Annotated in this window: 32 protein-coding genes; 31 read left to right on the top strand and 1 reads right to left on the bottom strand. The window is 68.1% G+C overall.

The window, feature by feature from the left end:
* Positions 1-11 precede the first annotated feature (11 nt).
* From rpsS to truA, 27 genes are all read left to right on the top strand, one after another.
* Positions 12-293, top strand: a complete 282-nt coding sequence (gene rpsS, locus CFP65_RS15005; RefSeq protein WP_030055821.1) for a 30S ribosomal protein S19 — start codon at positions 12-14, stop codon at positions 291-293.
* A gap of 57 nt (positions 294-350) precedes the next feature.
* The gene (gene rplV, locus CFP65_RS15000; protein WP_057231334.1) at positions 351-698 is read left to right on the top strand and encodes a 50S ribosomal protein L22; all 348 of its coding nucleotides are present in this window, start codon (positions 351-353) and stop codon (positions 696-698) included.
* The gene (gene rpsC / locus CFP65_RS14995; RefSeq protein ID WP_104816574.1) at positions 698-1,525 is read left to right on the top strand and encodes a 30S ribosomal protein S3; all 828 of its coding nucleotides are present in this window, start codon (positions 698-700) and stop codon (positions 1,523-1,525) included. The genes rplV and rpsC overlap by 1 nt, the downstream gene beginning before the upstream one ends.
* 5 nt (positions 1,526-1,530) lie before the next feature.
* Complete coding sequence (gene rplP, locus CFP65_RS14990) at positions 1,531-1,950, top strand: 50S ribosomal protein L16 (protein WP_030300385.1); 420 nt, start codon at positions 1,531-1,533, stop codon at positions 1,948-1,950.
* Positions 1,950-2,174 carry a 50S ribosomal protein L29 gene (gene rpmC, locus CFP65_RS14985; protein ID WP_030055825.1) on the top strand — a complete coding sequence of 75 codons (225 nt, stop codon included), beginning with the start codon at positions 1,950-1,952 and terminating at the stop codon, positions 2,172-2,174. Before rplP ends, rpmC begins: the two co-directional genes overlap by 1 nt.
* Positions 2,174-2,452: a 30S ribosomal protein S17 gene (rpsQ, locus tag CFP65_RS14980; RefSeq protein WP_104816573.1), complete on the top strand. Its 279-nt coding sequence runs from the start codon at positions 2,174-2,176 to the stop codon at positions 2,450-2,452. Before rpmC ends, rpsQ begins: the two co-directional genes overlap by 1 nt.
* A gap of 102 nt (positions 2,453-2,554) precedes the next feature.
* Positions 2,555-2,926, top strand: a complete 372-nt coding sequence (gene rplN, locus CFP65_RS14975; RefSeq protein ID WP_030393301.1) for a 50S ribosomal protein L14 — start codon at positions 2,555-2,557, stop codon at positions 2,924-2,926.
* Between the two features lie 15 nt (positions 2,927-2,941).
* Positions 2,942-3,253, top strand: coding sequence for a 50S ribosomal protein L24 (gene rplX, locus CFP65_RS14970; RefSeq protein WP_104820885.1), 312 nt, complete (start codon positions 2,942-2,944; stop codon positions 3,251-3,253).
* Positions 3,253-3,831 (top strand): 50S ribosomal protein L5, encoded by a 579-nt coding sequence (rplE, locus tag CFP65_RS14965; protein WP_104816572.1) that lies wholly within the window; start codon positions 3,253-3,255, stop codon positions 3,829-3,831. The genes rplX and rplE overlap by 1 nt, the downstream gene beginning before the upstream one ends.
* A 4-nt stretch (positions 3,832-3,835) precedes the next feature.
* Complete coding sequence (locus CFP65_RS14960) at positions 3,836-4,021, top strand: type Z 30S ribosomal protein S14 (protein WP_104816571.1); 186 nt, start codon at positions 3,836-3,838, stop codon at positions 4,019-4,021.
* 267 nt (positions 4,022-4,288) lie between these two features.
* Positions 4,289-4,696 (top strand): 30S ribosomal protein S8, encoded by a 408-nt coding sequence (gene rpsH / locus CFP65_RS14955; protein WP_104816570.1) that lies wholly within the window; start codon positions 4,289-4,291, stop codon positions 4,694-4,696.
* Between the two features lie 22 nt (positions 4,697-4,718).
* Entirely contained in the window at positions 4,719-5,258 is a 540-nt protein-coding gene (rplF, locus tag CFP65_RS14950; RefSeq protein ID WP_104816569.1) for a 50S ribosomal protein L6, read from the top strand.
* A gap of 3 nt (positions 5,259-5,261) precedes the next feature.
* Positions 5,262-5,645: a 50S ribosomal protein L18 gene (gene rplR / locus CFP65_RS14945; protein WP_104816568.1), complete on the top strand. Its 384-nt coding sequence runs from the start codon at positions 5,262-5,264 to the stop codon at positions 5,643-5,645.
* A gap of 48 nt (positions 5,646-5,693) precedes the next feature.
* Positions 5,694-6,317 (top strand): 30S ribosomal protein S5, encoded by a 624-nt coding sequence (gene rpsE, locus CFP65_RS14940; protein ID WP_104816567.1) that lies wholly within the window; start codon positions 5,694-5,696, stop codon positions 6,315-6,317.
* Positions 6,317-6,499: a 50S ribosomal protein L30 gene (gene rpmD / locus CFP65_RS14935; protein ID WP_014136270.1), complete on the top strand. Its 183-nt coding sequence runs from the start codon at positions 6,317-6,319 to the stop codon at positions 6,497-6,499. The genes rpsE and rpmD overlap by 1 nt, the downstream gene beginning before the upstream one ends.
* Position 6,500: 1 nt before the next feature.
* Positions 6,501-6,956 (top strand): 50S ribosomal protein L15, encoded by a 456-nt coding sequence (gene rplO, locus CFP65_RS14930; protein WP_104816566.1) that lies wholly within the window; start codon positions 6,501-6,503, stop codon positions 6,954-6,956.
* Positions 6,957-7,273: 317 nt separating this feature from the next.
* Positions 7,274-8,584: a preprotein translocase subunit SecY gene (gene secY, locus CFP65_RS14925; RefSeq protein ID WP_104816565.1), complete on the top strand. Its 1,311-nt coding sequence runs from the start codon at positions 7,274-7,276 to the stop codon at positions 8,582-8,584.
* On the top strand, positions 8,584-9,237 hold the full coding sequence (locus tag CFP65_RS14920; RefSeq protein WP_104816564.1) for an adenylate kinase: 654 nt from the start codon (positions 8,584-8,586) through the stop codon (positions 9,235-9,237). Before secY ends, CFP65_RS14920 begins: the two co-directional genes overlap by 1 nt.
* 137 nt (positions 9,238-9,374) lie before the next feature.
* The gene (map, locus tag CFP65_RS14915; protein WP_104816563.1) at positions 9,375-10,214 is read left to right on the top strand and encodes a type I methionyl aminopeptidase; all 840 of its coding nucleotides are present in this window, start codon (positions 9,375-9,377) and stop codon (positions 10,212-10,214) included.
* A 55-nt stretch (positions 10,215-10,269) separates the two neighbouring features.
* Positions 10,270-10,692, top strand: coding sequence for a large conductance mechanosensitive channel protein MscL (mscL, locus tag CFP65_RS14910; RefSeq protein WP_104816562.1), 423 nt, complete (start codon positions 10,270-10,272; stop codon positions 10,690-10,692).
* A gap of 127 nt (positions 10,693-10,819) precedes the next feature.
* Positions 10,820-11,041 (top strand): translation initiation factor IF-1, encoded by a 222-nt coding sequence (gene infA / locus CFP65_RS14905; RefSeq protein ID WP_003956442.1) that lies wholly within the window; start codon positions 10,820-10,822, stop codon positions 11,039-11,041.
* A 34-nt stretch (positions 11,042-11,075) separates the two neighbouring features.
* The gene (rpmJ, locus tag CFP65_RS14900; RefSeq protein ID WP_003956441.1) at positions 11,076-11,189 is read left to right on the top strand and encodes a 50S ribosomal protein L36; all 114 of its coding nucleotides are present in this window, start codon (positions 11,076-11,078) and stop codon (positions 11,187-11,189) included.
* Between the two features lie 175 nt (positions 11,190-11,364).
* Positions 11,365-11,745 carry a 30S ribosomal protein S13 gene (gene rpsM / locus CFP65_RS14895; protein WP_104816561.1) on the top strand — a complete coding sequence of 127 codons (381 nt, stop codon included), beginning with the start codon at positions 11,365-11,367 and terminating at the stop codon, positions 11,743-11,745.
* 110 nt (positions 11,746-11,855) lie between these two features.
* Entirely contained in the window at positions 11,856-12,224 is a 369-nt protein-coding gene (gene rpsK, locus CFP65_RS14890; protein ID WP_104816560.1) for a 30S ribosomal protein S11, read from the top strand.
* A 131-nt stretch (positions 12,225-12,355) separates the two neighbouring features.
* Positions 12,356-13,378: a DNA-directed RNA polymerase subunit alpha gene (locus CFP65_RS14885; RefSeq protein WP_030055844.1), complete on the top strand. Its 1,023-nt coding sequence runs from the start codon at positions 12,356-12,358 to the stop codon at positions 13,376-13,378.
* A gap of 143 nt (positions 13,379-13,521) precedes the next feature.
* Positions 13,522-13,986 (top strand): 50S ribosomal protein L17, encoded by a 465-nt coding sequence (gene rplQ / locus CFP65_RS14880; RefSeq protein ID WP_104816559.1) that lies wholly within the window; start codon positions 13,522-13,524, stop codon positions 13,984-13,986.
* Between the two features lie 86 nt (positions 13,987-14,072).
* Positions 14,073-14,999, top strand: coding sequence for a tRNA pseudouridine(38-40) synthase TruA (gene truA, locus CFP65_RS14875; RefSeq protein WP_254552400.1), 927 nt, complete (start codon positions 14,073-14,075; stop codon positions 14,997-14,999).
* A gap of 40 nt (positions 15,000-15,039) precedes the next feature.
* Here the strand turns inward: truA and CFP65_RS14870 are convergent, their stop codons facing one another.
* A complete protein-coding gene (locus CFP65_RS14870) occupies positions 15,040-16,242 on the bottom strand; it encodes a hypothetical protein (RefSeq protein WP_158702176.1) in 1,203 nt (400 codons plus the stop codon).
* Positions 16,243-16,348: 106 nt separating this feature from the next.
* Between CFP65_RS14870 and CFP65_RS14865 the strand changes: the two genes are divergently transcribed.
* The 4 genes from CFP65_RS14865 to glmM all read left to right on the top strand — a co-directional run bounded on the left by CFP65_RS14865 (position 16,349) and on the right by glmM (position 20,766).
* Positions 16,349-18,013: an ABC-F family ATP-binding cassette domain-containing protein gene (locus tag CFP65_RS14865; RefSeq protein WP_104816557.1), complete on the top strand. Its 1,665-nt coding sequence runs from the start codon at positions 16,349-16,351 to the stop codon at positions 18,011-18,013.
* Between the two features lie 211 nt (positions 18,014-18,224).
* Entirely contained in the window at positions 18,225-18,668 is a 444-nt protein-coding gene (rplM, locus tag CFP65_RS14860; protein WP_104816556.1) for a 50S ribosomal protein L13, read from the top strand.
* A gap of 77 nt (positions 18,669-18,745) precedes the next feature.
* Positions 18,746-19,225, top strand: a complete 480-nt coding sequence (gene rpsI, locus CFP65_RS14855; RefSeq protein ID WP_254552958.1) for a 30S ribosomal protein S9 — start codon at positions 18,746-18,748, stop codon at positions 19,223-19,225.
* Positions 19,226-19,398: 173 nt separating this feature from the next.
* The gene (gene glmM / locus CFP65_RS14850; protein ID WP_104816554.1) at positions 19,399-20,766 is read left to right on the top strand and encodes a phosphoglucosamine mutase; all 1,368 of its coding nucleotides are present in this window, start codon (positions 19,399-19,401) and stop codon (positions 20,764-20,766) included.
* Positions 20,767-20,790: the final 24 nt, after the last annotated feature.

The following is a 20,790-nucleotide window of genomic DNA, read 5'->3' as shown; positions in this document are numbered from 1 at the left end:
GAGCAGGTCAGATGCCGCGCAGTCTCAAGAAGGGCCCCTTCATCGACGGCCACCTTCTGAAGAAGGTGGACGCGCAGAACGAGGCGGGTACCCAGAACGTCATCAAGACCTGGTCCCGTCGTTCCGTGATCTTCCCGGCCATGCTCGGCCACACGATCGCGGTTCACGATGGCCGCAAGCACGTCCCGGTGTTCGTCACCGAGTCGATGGTCGGCCACAAGCTGGGCGAGTTCGCTCCGACCCGTACCTTCCGCGGCCACGTCAAGGACGACCGCAAGTCGAAGCGTCGCTAGTCGCCTGAGCTTCACCGCCAGAACGACTCAATGACTTACTCCATTAAGGGGACAACCATGGAAGCCAGGGCCCAGGCGCGGTACATCCGCGTCACGCCCATGAAGGCCCGCCGCGTGGTGGACCTCATCCGTGGCATGAGTGCCACGGAGGCCCAGGCGGTCCTGCGTTTCGCTCCGCAGGCTGCCACCGTGCCGGTCGGCAAGGTGCTCAACAGCGCCATTGCCAATGCCGCGCACAACTACAACCACTCCAACGTGGACGACCTCGTCATCAGCGAGGCGTACGTTGACGAGGGCCCGACCCTGAAGCGGTTCCGTCCGCGCGCCCAGGGCCGTGCCTACCGGATCCGCAAGCGGACCAGCCACATCACCGTGGTCGTCAGCAGCAAGGAAGGGACCCGGTAATGGGCCAGAAGGTTAACCCGCACGGGTTCCGCCTCGGCATCAGCACGGACTTCAAGTCCCGCTGGTACGCCGACAAGCTGTACAAGGACTACGTCAAGGAAGACGTTGCCATTCGTCGCATGATGACGAAGGGCATGGAGCGCGCCGGCATCTCCAAGGTCGAGATCGAGCGCACCCGCGACCGCGTCCGCGTCGACATCCACACCGCTCGCCCCGGCATCGTCATCGGTCGCCGTGGCACCGAGGCCGACCGCATCCGCGGCGACCTCGAGAAGCTGACCGGCAAGCAGGTCCAGCTGAACATCCTCGAGGTCAAGAACCCCGAGCTGGACGCCCAGCTCGTGGCTCAGGGCGTCGCGGAGCAGCTGTCCTCCCGCGTCTCCTTCCGTCGTGCCATGCGCAAGAGCATGCAGGGCACCATGAAGTCCGGCGCCAAGGGCATCAAGGTCCAGTGCTCCGGTCGTCTCGGCGGCGCCGAGATGAGCCGTTCGGAGTTCTACCGCGAGGGTCGTGTGCCGCTGCACACGCTGCGCGCGAACGTCGACTACGGCTTCTTCGAGGCCAAGACGACCTTCGGCCGCATCGGCGTGAAGGTCTGGATCTACAAGGGCGACGTCAAGAACATCGCCGAGGTCCGCGCTGAGAACGCCGCTGCCCGCTCGGGCAACCGTCCGGCCCGCAACGACGCCCGCCCCGCGCGTGGCGGCGAGCGCGGTGGCCGTGGCGGCGAGCGCGGTGGCGCCCGTGGTGGTCGTCGTCCCGCTGCCGAGGCCCCCGCGGCCGCGGTCGAGGCGCCGGCTGCCGAGAGCACCGGAACGGAGGCCTGACCGTCATGCTGATCCCCCGTCGGGTCAAGCACCGCAAGCAGCACCACCCGAAGCGCCGTGGCGCTTCCAAGGGTGGCACCGAGCTGGCGTTCGGCCAGTTCGGCATCCAGGCCGTCACCCCGGCCTACGTGACGAACCGTCAGATCGAGTCCGCTCGTATCGCGATCACCCGTCACATCCGCCGTGGCGGCAAGGTCTGGATCAACATCTACCCGGACCGCCCGCTCACCAAGAAGCCGGCCGAGACCCGCATGGGTTCCGGTAAGGGTTCGCCGGAGTGGTGGATCGCGAACGTGCACCCGGGTCGGGTCATGTTCGAGCTGTCGTACCCGAACGAGAAGGTGGCTCGCGAGGCGCTCACCCGCGCCGCGCACAAGCTGCCGATGAAGTGCCGCATTGTTCGGCGCGAGGACGGTGAGAGCTGATGTCGGCCGGCACCAAGGCTGCAGAGCTTCGTGAGCTGGACAACGAGGGTCTCGTTGCCAAGCTCCGTGAGGCCAAGGAGGAGCTGTTCAACCTCCGCTTCCAGGCGGCGACCGGGCAGCTCGACAACCACGGACGGCTCAAGCTCGTCCGTAAGGACATCGCGCGGATCTACACCCTGATGCGCGAGCGCGAGCTGGGCATCGAGACGGTGGAGAACGCCTGATGACTGAGAACACCACTGAGACCGAGGCCCGCGGCTTCCGCAAGACCCGCGAGGGTCTGGTCGTCAGCGACAAGATGGACAAGACCGTCGTCGTCGCTGTCGAGGACCGCGTCAAGCACGCGCTCTACGGCAAGGTCATCCGCCGTACGAACAAGCTGAAGGCGCACGACGAGACCAACGCCTGTGGCGTCGGCGACCGGGTCCTGCTTGCGGAGACCCGTCCGCTGTCCGCGACGAAGCGCTGGCGCGTCGTCGAGATCCTCGAGAAGGCCAAGTAACGAAGTTGCTCGGGTACGGCCGTATGTGCACCAGGCCCCGCGTGGGCGCTGGTGTGAGCAGCGGCCGGCCCGTCAGCTCTCGTTGACGATCAGGAGAAAGCTGTGATCCAGCAGGAGTCGCGACTGCGTGTCGCCGACAACACGGGCGCGAAGGAAATCCTTTGCATCCGCGTTCTCGGTGGCTCCGGTCGTCGCTACGCCGGCATCGGGGACGTCATCGTCGCGACCGTCAAGGACGCGATCCCCGGCGGTTCCGTCAAGAAGGGTGACGTCGTCAAGTGCGTCGTCGTCCGCACCGTGAAGTCGCGCCGTCGTCCCGACGGCTCGTACATCCGGTTCGACGAGAACGCCGCTGTCGTCCTCAAGAACACCGATGGTGACCCCCGTGGCACCCGCATCTTCGGCCCGGTGGGCCGCGAGCTGCGCGACAAGAAGTTCATGAAGATCATCTCGCTTGCGCCGGAGGTGCTCTAACTCATGGCGAACAGCATGAAGATCAAGAAGGGTGACCTGGTCCAGGTCATCACCGGCAAGGACAAGGGGAAGCAGGGCAAGGTCATTCAGGCCATGCCCGCGACCAACAAGGTCCTCGTCGAGGGCGTCAACCGGGTGAAGAAGCACACCAAGCCCGGTCCCGGCACCCAGGGTGGCATTGTCACCGTCGAGGCGCCCGTCCACGTCTCCAACGTCCAGCTGGTCGTGGAGAAGGACGGCAAGAAGGTCGTCACCCGCGTCGGTTACCGCTTCGACGACCAGGGCAACAAGATCCGCGTTGCCAAGCGAACCGGTGAGGACATCTGATGTCTGAGACGACGATCGAGAACGTCGAGAAGGTGGCCCCCCGCCTCAAGACGCGCTACAACGCCGAGATCAAGCCCCAGCTCCAGCAGGAGTTCTCGTACGAGAACGTCATGCTGATCCCGGGCCTGGTCAAGGTCGTGGTCAACATGGGTGTGGGCGAGGCCGCCCGCGACTCGAAGCTGATCGAGGGCGCGATCCGCGACCTCACCGCCATCACCGGCCAGAAGCCGGCGGTGACGAAGGCTCGCAAGTCCATCGCGCAGTTCAAGCTGCGCGAGGGCCAGCCGATCGGCACCCACGTCACCCTCCGCGGTGACCGCATGTGGGAGTTCCTGGACCGTCTGGTGTCGCTGGCCCTGCCGCGTATCCGTGACTTCCGTGGTCTCTCCCCGAAGCAGTTCGACGGCCGTGGCAACTACACCTTCGGTCTGACCGAGCAGGTCATGTTCCACGAGATCGACCAGGACAAGGTCGACCGTCAGCGCGGTATGGACATCACCGTCGTGACCACCGCCCAGACCGACGACGAGGGCCGGGCGCTCCTGCGCGCTCTGGGCTTCCCGTTCAAGGAGGCGTAACCACATGGCGAAGAAGTCCCTCATCGCGAAGTCCGAGCGCAAGCCGAAGTTCGCTGTCCGCGGTTACACCCGCTGCCAGCGCTGCGGCCGCCCGCACTCGGTGTACCGCAAGTTCGGCCTGTGCCGTGTGTGCCTCCGTGAGATGGCCCACCGCGGCGAGCTGCCGGGCGTGACCAAGAGCTCCTGGTAACCACCAGCTCGCGGTCGACTCTGCGAAGCAGGGTGCCCGACTCCACACCACCCAGATTTGGGTCACCGTACGGTCTCCCGTAAGGTAGTGGGGTCGGGCCCCTGCCGCAGCATCCCCATGGATGCGGGCGGCTCTTCTTCTGAAGGGCTCGCACCCAGTCTTACTAACGCCGCAGGTCCCCTGCGTCTGTGCCCCCGCCGCACTCTCCGGAGTGCGGCGGGGGGACCTGGCGCGGAGAAACCACGGCGAGAGAGGCCTGAGGCCACCATGACCATGACCGACCCGATCGCAGACATGCTCACTCGTCTGCGGAACGCTAACTCGGCTTACCACGACACCGTGGCCATGCCGGCTAGCAAGATCAAGGCGCACGTCGCCCAGATCCTCCAGCAGGAGGGCTACATCGCCTCCTGGAAGGTTGAGGAGCCCACCGAGGGCGAGGTCGGCAAGAAGCTGACCATCGACCTCAAGTTCGGCCCCAACCGTGAGCGCTCCATCGCCGGCATCAAGCGCATCAGCAAGCCGGGTCTGCGCGTTTACGCAAAGTCCACCAACCTGCCGAAGGTCCTCGGCGGCCTGGGCGTGGCGATCATCTCCACGTCCTCCGGTCTCCTCACGGACAAGCAGGCCGCCAAGAAGGGCGTAGGCGGAGAAGTTCTCGCCTACGTCTGGTAATTCGGGAAACGGAGGTACAGCAATGTCGCGTATTGGACGGCTGCCCATCCCGGTTCCCGCCGGCGTGGACGTCACCATCGATGGCCAGACGGTCGTTGTGAAGGGTGCCAAGGGCTCCCTCACCCACGTCGTCGCCGCGCCGATCGAGATCAGCAAGGACGAGAACGGCACTCTGGTCGTCACTCGCCCCAACGACGAGCGTCAGTCGAAGGCCCTCCACGGCCTGTCGCGCACGCTGGTGGCGAACATGATCACCGGCGTGACCGCGGGCTACCGCAAGTCGCTCGAGATCAGCGGTGTTGGTTACCGTGTCGCAGCGAAGGGCTCCTCCATGGAGTTCCAGCTCGGCTACAGCCACCCGATCCTGATCGAGGCCCCGGAGGGCATCTCCTTCGTGGTCGAGTCGCCCACCAAGTTCCACGTGGACGGGATCGACAAGCAGCTGGTCGGCGAGGTTTCCGCCAAGATCCGCAAGCTGCGCAAGCCCGACCCGTACAAGGCCAAGGGCGTCAAGTACGCAGGCGAGGTCATCCGCCGCAAGGTCGGAAAGAGCGGTAAGTAAGCCATGAGTCTTTCTGTCAAGATCGGCAAGGGCAACGGCTACAAGAACGCTGCCCGCAAGCGTCGCGCGATCCGTGTGCGCAAGCGCGTCACCGGCACCGAGGTTCGTCCTCGCATGGTCGTGACCCGCTCCAACCGCCACATCTTCGCCCAGGTCATCGACGACGCCAAGGGTCACACCCTCGCGTCGGCGTCCACCCTCGACGTGTCCGTCAAGGGCAACGAGGGCGACAAGACCGAGCTGGCCAAGAAGGTCGGGGCCCTCGTCGCCGAGCGCGCCAAGGCCGCCGGCATCGAGACGGTCGTCTTCGACCGCGCGGGCAACCGTTACGCGGGGCGCATCGCCGCCCTGGCGGACGCTGCTCGTGAGGCCGGGCTCGACTTCTAAGCCGCTCGTCGGCTCAGTCGACGGACGTAATCGAGAGAGGTAATTCCAATGGCTGGACCCCAGCGCCGCGGTAGCGGCGCCGGCGGCGGCACCGGCGGTGGCGAGCGGCGTGACCGTAAGCGTGACGACCGGGGCAACGCTCCCGCCGTCGAGAAGACCGCTTACGTTGAGCGCGTGGTCGCGATCAACCGTGTCGCCAAGGTTGTCAAGGGTGGTCGTCGTTTCAGCTTCACCGCGCTGGTCGTGGTGGGCGACGCCGACGGCACCGTAGGTGTCGGCTACGGGAAGGCGAAGGAGGTTCCGGCCGCCATCGCCAAGGGTGTTGAGGAGGCCAAGAAGAACTTCTTCAAGGTCCCCCGTATCCAGGGCACCATCCCGCACCCGATCCAGGGCGAGAAGGCCGCCGGCGTCGTGCTCCTGAAGCCGGCGTCCCCCGGTACCGGTGTTATCGCCGGTGGCCCGGTGCGTGCCGTCCTGGAGTGCGCCGGCGTTCACGACATCCTGTCGAAGTCGCTCGGCTCGGACAACGCGATCAACATCGTGCACGCCACCGTGGCTGCTCTGAAGGGCCTCGTCCGCCCCGAGGAGATCGCCGCCCGCCGTGGCCTGCCCCTGGAGGACGTGGCTCCGGCTGCTCTGCTCCGGGCCCGTGCGGCTGGGGTGAGCGCCTGATGGCTCGCCTGAAGGTCACCCAGACCAAGTCGTACATCGGTAGCAAGCAGAACCACCGTGACACCCTGCGTTCGCTCGGCCTCAAGCGGCTGAACGACACCGTGGTGAAGGAGGACCGCCCGGAGATCCGCGGCATGGTCCACACCGTTCGTCACCTCGTCACGGTTGAGGAGGTGGACTGAAATGGCGGACACCAACCCGCTCAAGCTCCACAACCTGCGTCCCGCCCCGGGTGCCAAGACCGCCAAGACCCGCGTGGGTCGTGGCGAGGCGTCCAAGGGTAAGACCGCTGGTCGTGGTACCAAGGGCACCAAGGCCCGCTACCAGGTTCCGGCGCGCTTCGAGGGCGGGCAGATGCCCCTCCACATGCGCCTGCCGAAGCTGAAGGGCTTCAAGAACCCGGCCCACAAGCAGTTCCAGGTCGTGAACCTGGACAAGCTGGCGGAGCTCTACCCGGCCGGTGGCGAGGTCACCGTGGCCGACCTGATCGCGAAGGGCGCCGTTCGCAAGAACGAGCTCGTCAAGGTCCTCGGCCAGGGCGACATCGCCGTGGCGCTGCAGGTGACGGTCGACGCCGTCTCCGGCTCCGCCGCCGAGAAGATCACCGCCGCCGGCGGTACGGTCACCGAGCTCCTCTGAGCTAGCTGACGCATCCGTCAAGCCCCGTGTCTCCCTTGGGAGGCACGGGGCTTGACGCTTGTCCAGGGGCTCTAGCGGCTGGGCTCTTTGTGTGTCAAATCCGGGCATCCCGTACCTCATCTGTGGGGCGGGGGCCACACACGCTTCTTCCTGGTGGCCACACACTGTTAGAGTCCGTGGAGTTCCCTTGTAGGCTCCGGCCCAGGCTTGCCTGAGCCCGCCCGAGGGGCCCGCAACCCCGGGCCTTCGCCGGCCCGCTCCCCACTCATCAGGACCGACCCTCCCGCCGACGACGTGCGGGGGGCGCAGGAGGCACCGTGCTCAGTGCGTTCGCGCGGGCGTTCAAGACGCCCGACCTGCGCAAGAAGCTGCTCTTCACGCTGGGCATCGTGGCTCTGTACCGGGTCGGTGCGCACATCCCCGTGCCGGGCGTGGACTTCAAGGCCGTCAACACGTGCATCAGCGCGACCAAGAGCAGCGGCCTCTTCGGCCTCGTCAACCTCTTCAGCGGCGGCGCGCTGCTCCAGTTGACGATCTTCGCGCTCGGCATCATGCCGTACATCACGGCCAGCATCATCCTCCAGCTCCTCACCGTGGTGATCCCGCGGCTCGAGGCGCTGAAGAAGGAGGGCCAGGCCGGCACCGCCAAGATCACCCAGTACACCCGCTACCTGACCATCGCGCTCGCCGTGCTCCAGGGCACCGGCATCGTCGCGACGGCCTCCAGCGGCGCGCTGTTCTCGGGCTGCGCGCTCGCCAACGAGATCGTCCCGGACCAGTCGGTCTTCCGGATCGCCGTCATGGTGATCACGATGACCGCCGGTACCACGGTGATCATGTGGCTCGGCGAGCTCGTCACCGACCGCGGCATCGGCAACGGCATGTCCATCCTGATCTTCACCTCGATCGCCGCCGGCTTCCCCGCCTCGATGTGGGGCATCAAGCAGTCCGGCAAGATCGCGGGCGGCTGGGTCGAGTTCTTCAGCGTCATCGCGGTCGGCGTGATCGTGGTGGTCCTGGTCATCTTCGTGGAGCAGGCCCAGCGCCGGATCCCGGTGCAGTACGCGAAGCGGATGATCGGTCGCCGTGCCTTCGGCGGCACCTCGACCTACATCCCGCTGAAGGTCAACCAGGCCGGTGTCATCCCGGTCATCTTCGCCTCTTCACTGCTGTACATCCCCTCGCTGGTGGTGCAGCTGACCAACAGCCAGGCGGGCTGGGCGACCTGGGTCCGGACGAACTTCGTCAAGGGTGACCACCCGATCTACATGGCCACCTACTTCGTGCTGATCGTCTTCTTCGCCTTCTTCTACGTCGCGATCTCCTTCAACCCCGAAGAAGTTGCCGACAATATGAAGAAGTATGGTGGCTTCATCCCGGGCATCCGGGCCGGCCGACCGACTGCCGAGTACCTTAACTACGTGCTTACCCGCATCACGTGGCCTGGTTCGCTGTACCTGGGGCTGATCGCCCTGGTCCCGTTGATCGCCCTGGTGGCCTTCGGCGCGCAGACTAACTTCCCGTTCGGCGGTACCAGCATCCTCATCATCGTCGGTGTCGGACTCGAAACTGTGAAGCAGATCGAGAGCCAGCTCCAGCAGCGTAATTACGAAGGGTTCCTCCGCTGATGCGTATCGTCCTCGTCGGACCTCCCGGGGCCGGGAAGGGTACTCAGGCGCACCTGCTCGCCAAGACCCTGTCCATCCCCCACATCTCCACCGGCGACCTCTTCCGGGCCAACATCGGCCAGGGCACCGAGCTGGGCAAGGCGGCCAAGTCCTACATGGACGCCGGCCAGCTGGTGCCGGACGAGGTGACCATCGGGATGGCCAAGGACCGGATGGCCCAGGCCGACGCGGCCCAGGGCTTCCTCCTGGACGGCTTCCCGCGGAACCTCGCGCAGGCGGAGGCGCTGGACGGCATCCTCGCTGAGTGGGGCATCAAGCTCGACGGGGTGCTGGACCTGGAGGTCCCCGAGGACGAGGTCGTCAAGCGCATCGCCGGCCGCCGGCTGTGCCGCAACGACGGCAGCCACGTCTACCACGTGGACTACAACCCGCCGGCCGTGGACGGTGTCTGCGACGAGTGCGGCGGCGAGCTGTACCAGCGCGCCGACGACAACGAGGACACGGTGCGCAATCGGCTCGACGTCTACCACACGGAGACCGAGCCGATCATCGCCTACTACCAGGCGCAGGGCGTGGTCTCGACCATCTCCGCACTGGGCAAGGTGAACGAGGTCACCGACCGGGCGATCGAAGCGCTCAAGCGCGACAACTGAGTTCCAGACCGGTACGCCGTACGGCCGTGGCACCCCGCTCCGGGGCGCCACGGCCGTACGGCGTCGTACGGTGGTAAGAGTGTGCACGGCCGCCCGGCAAGGACCGGGCGGCGAGGACTTTCGGAAGGCGTGACCAGATGGTGGAGATCAAGACCCCCGAGCAGATCGCGAAGATGCGGGTGGCCGGGCTGGTCGTCGCCGAGGCGCTCAAGGCGTGCCGCGAGGCGGTCGCCCCCGGGGTGACCACCCAGGAGATCAACGACATCGCGGCCAAGGTGATCGCGGACCACGGCGCGACCTCGAACTTCCGGGCCCACCACGGCGGGCTCTGGTTCCCCGGCGTGATCTGCGCCTCGGTCAACAACGAGGTCGTCCACGGCATCCCCGGCGAGCGGGTGCTCCAGGAGGGCGACCTCTTCTCCATCGACTGCGGTGCGATCGTGGACGGCTGGCACGGCGACGCCGCCATCACCGTGGCGGTCGGCGAGGTCCGTCCCGAGGTCGAGATGCTCAGCCGGGTGACCGAGGGCTCGATGTGGGCCGGCATCGCCCAGATGAAGAAGAACAACCGCCTGGTCGACGTCTCCAAGGCGATCGAGGGCTACATCCGCCGCCAGCCGCTGCCGCCCAAGGGCAAGTGGGGCATCACCGAGGGGTACGGCGGCCACGGCATCGGCACCGCGATGCACATGGAGCCGCACGTGCTGAACTACGTCGAGCGCGGCCGGGGCAAGGGCCCGAAGCTGGTGCCCGGCACCGTGCTGGCGATCGAGCCGATGGTCTCGCTCGGCACCCCGCACACCGAGATCCTCGAGGACGACTGGACGGTCGTCACCACCGACGGCACCTGGGCCTCGCACTGGGAGCACTCGGTGGCCGTCACCGAGCAGGGCCCGCTGGTGCTGACCGCCTTCGACGGCGGGAAGGCCCAGCTGGCGGCCCTCGGCGTGACCGCCGCTCCCGACCCGTTGGGCTGAACCGGTATTGTCTGGGGCTTGACCGCAGGCAAAATCGGACAATAGGGGTTATCCAGTGCTCAAGGGCTTCCGCGACTTCATGATGCGCGGCAACGTCGTCGACATGGGCGTCGGCATCGTGATCGGCTCGGCGTTCACGGCGGTGGTGACCGGGTTCGTGAAGGCCTTCCTCACCCCGCTGGTGGGCGTGGTGGTCGGCGCGACCGGTGACTTCAGCCAGTACTCGTTCACCGTGCTGCACGTCACGTTCCCCTACGGCGAGTTCCTGAACGTGTTCATCGCGTTCATGATGACGGCCGCGGTGCTCTACTTCTGCGTGGTGCTCCCGGTCACCAAGGCGACCGCCCGCTACCTGCCGAAGAAGCCCAAGGCCCCCAAGCGCCCCTGCCCCGAGTGCCTCACCGAGATCCCCGAGGCCGCCAACCGCTGCTCCGCCTGCACCGCGGTCGTCGGCAGGGTCGGTGTCCACATCATGTAAGATGGACCGTCGGCTCACTCGTAGCGTGCTTCAGCACGCCCTCTTCCCTCCGGGGTCGGGGTGAACCCAGGTTCGCACGAGCGTGCCGCATACGGTAGCCGTCCCCGGAAGGTGGATCTCGCAGTTCATGGCAAAGAAGCAAGGCGCCATTGAGATCGAGGGCACCGTGATCGAGTCTCTCCCGAACGCCATGTTCAAGGTTGAGCTGCAGAACGGTCACAAGGTCCTCGCGCACATCAGCGGCAAGATGCGTATGCACTACATCCGCATCCTCCCGGATGACCGGGTCGTCGTGGAGCTCAGCCCCTACGACCTGACCCGCGGCCGGATCGTCTACCGCTACAAGTAAGAACGTTCAGATCTAGACCCGGAGAACCTGAATCATGAAGGTCAAGCCGAGCGTCAAGAAGATCTGCGACAAGTGCAAGGTGATCCGCCGTCACGGCCGGGTCATGGTGATCTGCGACAACCTGCGCCACAAGCAGCGCCAGGGCTGATCGCTCCCCAGCATTTCTCGTAGTACTTCGCGCGACGCGCACCACGTCATATGCGGGCTGCCCGATCCGTCTTCACCGACGGACTGCCACCCCCGGTACAGAGGCCGGGGCTCCTTGTCGAGAGACATCGAGTAGGTAGCACGTAAGACCTCTGAAAGAACCACAGGAGCCTTGAATGGCACGCCTCGCCGGCGTTGATCTCCCGCGTGAGAAGCGGATCGAGATCGCCCTCACCTATGTCTACGGCATCGGCCGTACCCGCGCCCAGCAGTCGCTGGCCGAGACCGGTGTGAACCCGGACGTCCGCGTCCGCGACATCTCCGAGGACGACCTCGTCAAGCTCGCGCAGTGGATCGACGCCAACTACACGGTCGAGGGTGACCTCCGCCGTGAGGTGGCCGCCGACATCCGCCGCAAGGTCGAGATCGGCTGCTACGAGGGCCTGCGCCACCGCCGTGGCCTGCCCGTCCGTGGCCAGCGCACCCACACCAACGCGCGTACCCGCAAGGGCCCGCGTCGCGCGATCGCCGGCAAGAAGAAGCCGGGCAAGAAGTAGTCCGTCCCGTAACCGGACATCCCTCCGGCCCGCGGGTCAGCGGACCGACCACCTCAGTAGGAGAACAGACTTATGCCCCCAAGGGTCGTCAGGCTGCCGGCGCGAAGAAGATCCGCCGCAAGGAAAAGAAGAACGTCGCCCACGGGCACGCTCACATCAAGAGCACGTTCAACAACACGATCGTCTCGATCACCGACCCCTCGGGCAACGTGATCTCCTGGGCCTCCGCCGGCCACGTCGGCTTCAAGGGCTCGCGCAAGTCCACCCCGTTCGCCGCGCAGATGGCCGCCGAGGCCGCCGCGCGTCGTGCGCAGGAGCACGGCATGCGCAAGGTCGACGTCTTCGTCAAGGGTCCGGGCTCCGGCCGCGAGACCGCGATCCGCTCCCTCCAGGCCACCGGCCTCGAGGTGGGTTCGATCCAGGACGTCACCCCCACCCCGCACAACGGCTGCCGTCCGCCGAAGCGTCGCCGCGTTTGATCCGGCGCCTTCGGGCTGGTTGGTTGCTTTAAACCTCCGTACGGGGTCCGGTTTCTGGCCGGACCCCGTACGCTGGTTCTGTTCGGCATCAAATAGTGGGTGCCGAGTCCTATCTGTGAGGATCTGAAAACATGCTGATCGCTCAGCGTCCCTCGCTGACCGAAGAGGTCGTCGACGAGTTCCGCTCGCGGTTCGTGATCGAGCCGCTGGAGCCGGGCTTCGGCTACACCCTCGGCAACTCCCTCCGCCGTACCCTCCTCTCCTCGATCCCCGGCGCTGCTGTCACCAGCATCCGGATCGACGGTGTCCTGCACGAGTTCACCACCGTGCCGGGCGTCAAGGAGGACGTGACCGACCTCATCCTCAACATCAAGCAGCTGGTCGTCTCCTCGGAGCACGACGAGCCGGTCGTGATGTACCTGCGCAAGCAGGGCCCGGGTGTGGTCACCGCCGCCGACATCGCGCCCCCGGCCGGTGTCGAGGTGCACAACCCCGAGCTGGTCCTCGCCACGCTGAACGGCAAGGGCAAGCTGGAGATGGAGCTGACCGTCGAGCGCGGTCGCGGCTACGTCTCCGCGGTGCAGAACAAGGCTTCCGGCCAGGAGATCGGCCGCATCCCGGTCGACTCGATCTACAGCCCCGTGCTGAAGGTCACCTACAAGGTCGAGGCCACCCGTGTCGAGCAGCGGACCGACTTCGACAAGCTCATCGTCGACGTCGAGACCAAGCCCGCCATGCGCCCCCGTGACGCCATGGCCTCGGCCGGCAAGACCCTGGTGGAGCTGTTCGGTCTCGCCCGCGAGCTGAACATCGACGCCGAGGGCATCGACATGGGCCCGTCCCCGACGGACGCCGCCCTGGCCGCCGACCTGGCGCTGCCGATCGAGGAGCTCGAGCTCACCGTTCGGTCGTACAACTGCCTCAAGCGCGAGGGCATCCACACCGTGGGTGAGCTCGTCGCCCGCTCCGAGGCCGACCTGCTCGACATCCGCAACTTCGGTGCGAAGTCGATCGACGAGGTCAAGGCGAAGCTGGCCGGCATGGGCCTGGCGCTCAAGGACAGCCCGCCCGGGTTCGACCCGACCGCCGCCGCCGACGCCTTCGGCGCCGACGACCTGGACGACGCGGGTTACGCGGAGACCGAGCAGTACTGAGTTTGGACGGGGGCGGCCCTCGGGTCGCCCCCCGTTCGATGCACACCGGGCCTTCGGGCCCAACCTAAGCCGTCCGGGCAACAGTGCCCGGCCGCCCGTTCCGGTACCTGATCCGGCCGGACACGGAGATTCAAGGAGCTACCATGCCCCGTCCCGCGAAGGGTGCCCGCCTCGGTGGCGGCCCGCACCACGAGCCGCTGCTGCTCGCCGGCCTCTGCCGCGAGCTGTTCCAGTACGGCCGCATCACCACGACCGAGGCCAAGGCCCGTCGGATGCGCCCGCTGGCGGAGAAGCTGATCACCAAGGCCAAGGTCGGCGACATCCACAACCGTCGCATCGTCCGCAAGACGATCACCGACGTCTCCGTGCTGCACACCCTCTTCACCGAGATCGCGCCGCGCTACGAGAACCGCCCCGGTGGTTACACCCGCATCACCAAGATCGGTCCCCGTCGTGGCGACAACGCCCCGATGGCCGTGATCGAGCTGGTCGAGGCCCTGACCGTCGCGCAGAACGCCGTCGGCGAGGCCGAGGCCGCCACCAAGCGTGCCGTCAAGGAGGCCGACGAGGCCGCCGCTGTCGAGACCGCTGAGGTCGAGACCGCCTGACGACACCTCCAGGTGCCGTTGCTTTCGGGCCCGCTCTTCCGCTTCGGCGGGGAGCGGGCCCGTTCCATTTCTGTACGGGAGTAGATGTGGTGAACGACTGCGCGGAGCAGCCGCCGGTGAAGGACGGCCCGGCCTCGGGGTACGTGCGGATCCGGTTGGATCTGGCGTACCACGGGGCGGAGTTCTCCGGGTGGGCGCGGCAGCGTGGTGGGCGGCGGACGGTGCAGGAGGAGATCGAGAGCGCGCTGCAGATCGTGACGCGCTCGAGCGAGCTCCACCCGCTGACGGTGGCCGGGCGCACCGATGCCGGGGTGCACGCGCGGGGGCAGGTGGCGCACGTGGACCTGCCGGTGGCGCTCTGGGCCGAGCACGGGGAGAAGCTGCGGCGGCGCCTGGCCGGGCGGCTGCCGGCGGACGTGCGGATCTTCCGGGTGGGGGAGGCACCGGCCGGGTTCGACGCGCGGTTCTCGGCGATCTGGCGGCGGTACGCGTACCGGGTGGCCGACCACCCGGGCGGGGTGGACCCACTGCTGCGCGGGCACGTGCTCTGGCACGACCGGCCGCTGGACATCGAGAAGATGAACCAGGCGGCGAAGCTGCTGCTGGGGGAGCACGACTTCGCCGCGTACTGCAAGAAGCGCGAGGGCGCGACCACCATCCGCACCCTGCTCGAGCTGCACTGGGACCGGGTGCCGGTGGACGGCTACGCGACCCAGGAGGGCTCGCTCGCGGTGGCCACCGTGCGGGCCGACGCGTTCTGCCACAACATGGTGCGGGCACTGGTCGGGGCGATGCTGCTGGTGGGCGACGGGCACCGGCCGGTGGAGTTCCCCGGGGAGGTGCTGCGGGGCGGGGTGCGCAACAGCGCCGTCAACGTGATCCGGCCGTACGGGCTGACGCTGGAAGAGGTCGGCTACCCGGCCGACGACCAGCTGGCGGAGCGGAACCGGCTGGCCCGGCGGATGCGGACCCTGCCGGGAACGCCGGCGGTGGAGACGGCGCAGGCCGACTGACGCGAGGTCAGTCGGCCTGCGGGGTGGGGCCGGGGCGGGCTCAGTGCTTGGTGGCCGAGGCGCTCGGGCTGACCGAGGCCGAGGGGGAGGGGGAGGGCAGCGGGGCCAGGCCCTCCTTCTGCAGCACGGCCAGCTCGGCCTCGCCGCGGGCGAGCAGCAGGGCGTGCGCGTAGTCGGCCAGGTCGCGGCCGGCCTGGAGCGAGACGGTGTCGCCGGCCACGGCCGCCGAGTTGTTGGTCTGGCCCGCGATGGTGAAGTAGGCGAACCGGCCGAAGGAGTTCTGGCTGGTCAGGCAGGTGACGCCGCGGCAGAAGGCCGGGGTGGTCTTGGCCCCGGAGAGCGAGAGCAGGCTGCCGGTCGCGTTGGCCTTGACCTTGTCGGCCAGGGCGGAGCTGGTGAACTCGGCTATGCCGAGCGTCACGCCCACGTTGCCGTTGAGGTAGGTGGCGCGGTGCAGCTGGATGCACTCGTTGGCCACCAGCACCGTGCCGAGGTCCGGGGTGACGGGCTGGTCGCAGCCGCCGGCCTTGGTGCTCTCGGTGGCGGTGCGGATGTAGTTGTGGCCGTTGATGGTGATGTGGTCGAGCGGGAACAGCTTGGACTCGTCGGTGGAGGAGCCGTCGTACTTGACGTCGCTCAGCACCTCCACGGCCGTCTTCGGGCCGTTGATGGTGGGGGAGGGCGAGGGGGAGGCCGAGGGCAGGGCGACCGGCTTCTTGTCGGGCTTGCCGGAGGTGAGCGCGAAGGTCACGCCGCCGGCGATCAGCGCGGCGACCACCACGCCGACCCCGATGCCGATCCGCAGCTTGCGCTTGCGGGCGGTGGCCTCCGCCTGGTCGGCCATCGACTGCCAGTTGGGCTCGGCCACGGCGGGCCCGGCCGGCGGGTACCCGTAGCCGCTCTGCGGGTGCGGGTAGCCGTAACCGCTCTGCGGGGCCTGGAGGTTGTAGGCGTCCTGGGGCTGCTGCTGGCCGTAACCGTAGCCCGGGAACTGCTGCTGGGGCTGCTGCGGTTGCTGCTGCTGGGCCAGCGGCGGGAAACCGCCGAGCTGCTGCTGGCCGGGGTACGGCTGCTGCACCTGCTGCTGCGGGGGCACCTGCTGCTGCACCTGCTGCTGCGCCGCCTGCTGGTCGTGGTGGGGGAACGCCGGGTCAGCTGCCGCCCCCTGCGGCGGAGTTGCCGGATCGACCGGCTGCCCCTGCTGCTGACCTGCCTCGGGAGTGTCTGCCCAACCATCGCTCATAAGCGCGAATATTAGGGCATGGCCCTGACGGGGCCCCGGGCGAGTGCCCGAATCGGTATGGAAATGCATTTGGGTCCTGAGCCGGTGGCGTAGCAAAATCCGACCTATGGGACACGTCGAGATTTCGCACCTGGAGTACTACCTGCCGGACGGGCGGGTGCTGTTCGACGACGCGTCCTTCCGGGTCGGCGAGGGCGCCGCCGTCGCGCTGGTCGGGGCCAACGGCGCCGGCAAGACCACGCTGCTGCGGATGATCGCGGGCGACACCCAGCCGCACGGCGGCACCGTCACGGTGAGCGGCGGGCTCGGCGTGATGCGCCAGTTCGTCGGCACCACCGGCCGGGAGGACGCCAAGGCGACCCCGGGCGCGCTGCCGGCCGACGCCTCGGTGCGCGACCTGCTGGTCTCGGTCGCCCCCGCGCAGATCGCCACCGCCGCCCGCGCGGTGGACGCCGCCGAGCTGGCGATGATGGCGCAGGAGGACGAGAAGACGCAGATGGCGTACGCCCAGGCGCTCTCCGACTGGGCCGACGTGGGCGGCTACGAGTACGAGACCACCTGGGACGTCTGCACCATGGCGGCCCTGGGCACCCCCTTCGACCGCGCGCAGTTCCGCGGCCTGAACACCCTCTCCGGCGGTGAGCAGAAGCGGCTGGTGCTGGAGGCGCTGCTGCGCGGCCCCGAGGAGGTGCTGCTGCTCGACGAGCCGGACAACTACCTGGACGTGCCGGGCAAGCGCTGGCTGGAGGAGGCCGTCAAGGCCACCTCCAAGACCGTCCTGTTCATCTCGCACGACCGCGAGCTGCTCTCCGCTTGCGCCGACAAGATCATCAGCATCGAGTCGGGCTTCGGTGGCGGCGGCAGCAGCGTCTGGGTGCACGGCGGCGGCTTCGACTCCTTCCACGAGGCCCGCAAGGAGCGCTTCGCCCGCTTCGAGGAGCTCGGCCGCCGCTGGGACGAGGAGCACGCCAAGCTGAAGAAGCTGGTGGTCACCCTCCGCCAGGCCGCCTCCGTCTCGCACGCGCTGGCCACCCGCTACGCCGCGGCGCAGACCAGGCTCAAGAAGTTCGAGGAGGCCGGCCGCCCGGAGGAGCCGCCCCGCGAGCAGAGCATCACCATGCGGCTCAAGGGCGGCCGCACCGGCGTGCGCGCGCTCACCATCGAGCAGCTGGAGCTCACCGGCCTGATGAAGCCCTTCGACCTGGAGGTCTTCTATGGCCAGCGGGTCGCGGTGCTCGGCTCCAACGGCTCCGGCAAGTCGCACTTCCTGCGGCTGCTGGCCGGCGACGACTCGGTCAAGCACTCCGGCGGCTTCCGCCTGGGCGCCCGGGTGGTGCCCGGCCACTTCCGGCAGACCCACGCCCACCCCGAGCTGTTCGGCCGCACCGTGCGCTCGATCATCGAGGAGGAGCACGCGCTCAGCCGCGGCGCCGCGATGGGCGCGCTGCGCCGGTACGAGCTGGACCGGCAGGAGGAGCAGAAGTTCGAGTCGCTCTCCGGCGGCCAGCAGGCCCGCCTGATGATCCTCAAGCTGGAGCTCGACGGGGTGACGGCCCTGCTGCTCGACGAGCCCACCGACAACCTCGACCTGGAGAGCGCCGAGGCGCTGCAGGAGGGTCTGGAGGCGTTCGAGGGCACCGTGCTCTGCGTCACGCACGACCGCTGGTTCGCCAAGACCTTCGACCGCTTCCTGGTGTTCGGTGCAGATGGGAACGTGTACGAGGCGCCCGAGCCGGTCTGGGACGAGCAGCGCGTCAAGCGTGACCGCTGACCGTTTTTGACCCGTACGAGTCCGCCCGGTAGGCTGGGCGCTTGTTGTGCGTATTGGCTCGCTCCATCTCACGTGAGAGGTCGGTACGCCGGAGACACCAAGGCCGATGACCAGCGGCTCCCCCTTGAATTGCGTCCAAGTGGGACCAGGCTGATCTCCCGCCCAGGTGCTCCTGTCAGGACACACTCACTGAAAAGCAGAGGCTACGACCGTGCGTACGTACAGCCCCAAGCCCGGCGACGTCCAGCGTCAGTGGCACGTCATCGACGCGACCGACGTCGTGCTCGGCCGCCTGGCCTCCCAGGCCGCCAACCTCCTCCGGGGCAAGCACAAGGCGATCTACGCGCCGCACGTTGACACTGGTGACTTCGTCATCATCATCAACGCCGACAAGGTGCACCTCTCCGGGAACAAGAAGTCCCAGAAGCTGGCCTACCGCCACAGCGGCTTCCCGGGCGGTCTCCGCTCGGTCCGCTACGACGACCTCCTCGCGAACAACCCGGAGAAGGCCGTCGAGAAGGCCATCAAGGGCATGGTTCCCAAGAACTCCCTGGGTCGTCAGATGCTCTCGAAGCTCAAGGTCTACTCGGGCGACGTGCACCCGCACGCTGCCCAGCAGCCGGTGCCGTTCGAGATCACCCAGGTCGCGCAGTAATTCCGGCCACAAGCCCCCCCATCACTGAAAAGCTGAGGAACACCGTGGCCGAGACTGCCATTGAGACCCCCCTCGAGATCGAGGACGACTTCGACGGTTCCGTCGAGGGCGAGTACACCTCGGAGGAGACCTACACCTCCGAGTCCCTGGCCGGCCGCTTCGGCGAGGCCGTCCCCGGCGCCGGCCTCGGCCGTCGCAAGGAGGCGATCGCCCGCGTGCGCATCGTCCCGGGCACCGGCAAGTGGAAGATCAACGGTCGCACCCTGGAGAACTACTTCCCCAACAAGGTGCACCAGCAGACCGTCAACGAGCCCTTCAAGCTCCTCGAGCTCGACGGCCGTTACGACGTTGTCGCCCGCATCTCGGGTGGCGGCGTCTCCGGTCAGGCCTACGCGCTGCGCCTCGGCGTCGCCCGTGCGCTGAACGAGGCGGACGTGGACAACAACCGCGCCGCGCTCAAGAAGGCCGGCTTCCTCATGCGTGACGCGCGTGCCGTCGAGCGCAAGAAGGCCGGTCTCAAGAAGGCCCGCAAGGCCCCGCAGTACAGCAAGCGCTAATCACCTCCGCCGGGGGGCGTGCCATCGCCGATGGCCCGCACCCTTGGGTGCAGGTGTACGCCCCGGAGCACCCCGTGTGCTCCGGGGCGTCGTGCTTTCTCTCCCCGCGCGCCTGTGCGGAGGCCGGGGAGGCAGAGATGATCCGGGTAGTGGGCATGACGGAAGGCCAGGCAGTGGGACGACTCTTCGGTACGGATGGTGTGCGCGGTGTGGCCAACGAGGGCCTGACCGCAGAGCTGGCGCTCGGCCTCTCGGTGGCCGCCGCGCACGTGCTCGGCGATGCGGGGGCCTTCGACGGCCACCGCCCGGTCGCGGTGGTCGGCCGCGATCCGCGCGCGTCCGGGGAGTTCCTGGAGGCCGCGGTGATCGCCGGCCTGGCCAGCGCGGGCGTGGACGTGCTGCGGGTCGGCGTGCTGCCGACCCCGGCCGTGGCGTACCTCACCGGCGCGCTCGGCGCCGACTTCGGCGTGATGCTCTCCGCGAGCCACAACGCCATGCCGGACAACGGCATCAAGTTCCTGGCCCGCGGCGGCCACAAGCTGGACGACGCGATCGAGGACGCCATCGAGGCGCACTACGACCGCTACGGCGTCGGCGACGAGGACTGGAAGCGCCCGACCGGCGGCGACGTGGGCCGCGTCCGCCAGTACACCGAGGGCTTCGACAAGTACGTCGCCCACCTGGTCGCCGTGCTGCCGAACCGCCTGGACGGCATCAAGGTGGTCATCGACGGCGCCCACGGCGCGGCCGCCCGGGTCGCCCCCGAGGCCTTCGCCCGGGCCGGCGCCGAGGTGGTCTACACCCTCGGTGCCGAGCCGACCGGCCTCAACATCAACGACGGCGTCGGCTCCACCCACCTGGACAAGCTGCGCACCGCGATGCTGGAGCACAAGGCCGACCTCGGCATCGCCCTGGACGGCGACGCCGACCGCTGCCTGGCCGCCGACGCCGAGGGCACCGAGGTGGACGGGGACCAGATCCTCGCCATCCTGGCCGTCGCGATGAAGGAGGCCGGCACCCTGCGGCGCAACACCGCCGTGGCCACCGTGATGTCCAACCTGGGCTTCAAGCTGGCGATGGAGCGCGAGGGCATCGAGCTGGTGCAGACCGCGGTCGGCGACCGCTACGTGCTGGAGGAGATGAAGCAGCACGGCTTCGCGCTGGGCGGCGAGCAGTCCGGCCACGTGATCCTGCTCGACCACGCGACCACCGGCGACGGCACCCTGACCGGCCTGATGCTCGGTGCGCGCCTGGCCGCCACCAAGCAGACCCTGGCCGACCTCGCCTCGGTGATGACCCGCCTGCCGCAGCTGCTGATCAACGTCAAGGGCGTGGACAAGAGCCGGGTGGAGACCTCCGCCGAGCTGGCCGCCGCCGTCAAGGAGGCCGAGGAGGAGCTGGGCTCCACCGGCCGCGTGCTGCTGCGCCCCTCGGGCACCGAGCCGCTGGTGCGGGTCATGGTCGAGGCCGCCGACCAGGTGCAGGCGAAGGCCGTGGCCGAGCGCCTCGCCGAGGCCGTCCGGACGTACCTGGGGTCGTAAGCACCCGTCAGGAAGGCCCGTCAG

Origin of the sequence: Kitasatospora sp. MMS16-BH015 (genome assembly GCF_002943525.1) — a bacterium.
GTDB lineage: Bacteria > Actinomycetota > Actinomycetes > Streptomycetales > Streptomycetaceae > Kitasatospora.
This window is presented reverse-complemented; position numbering and strand designations above follow the sequence as displayed.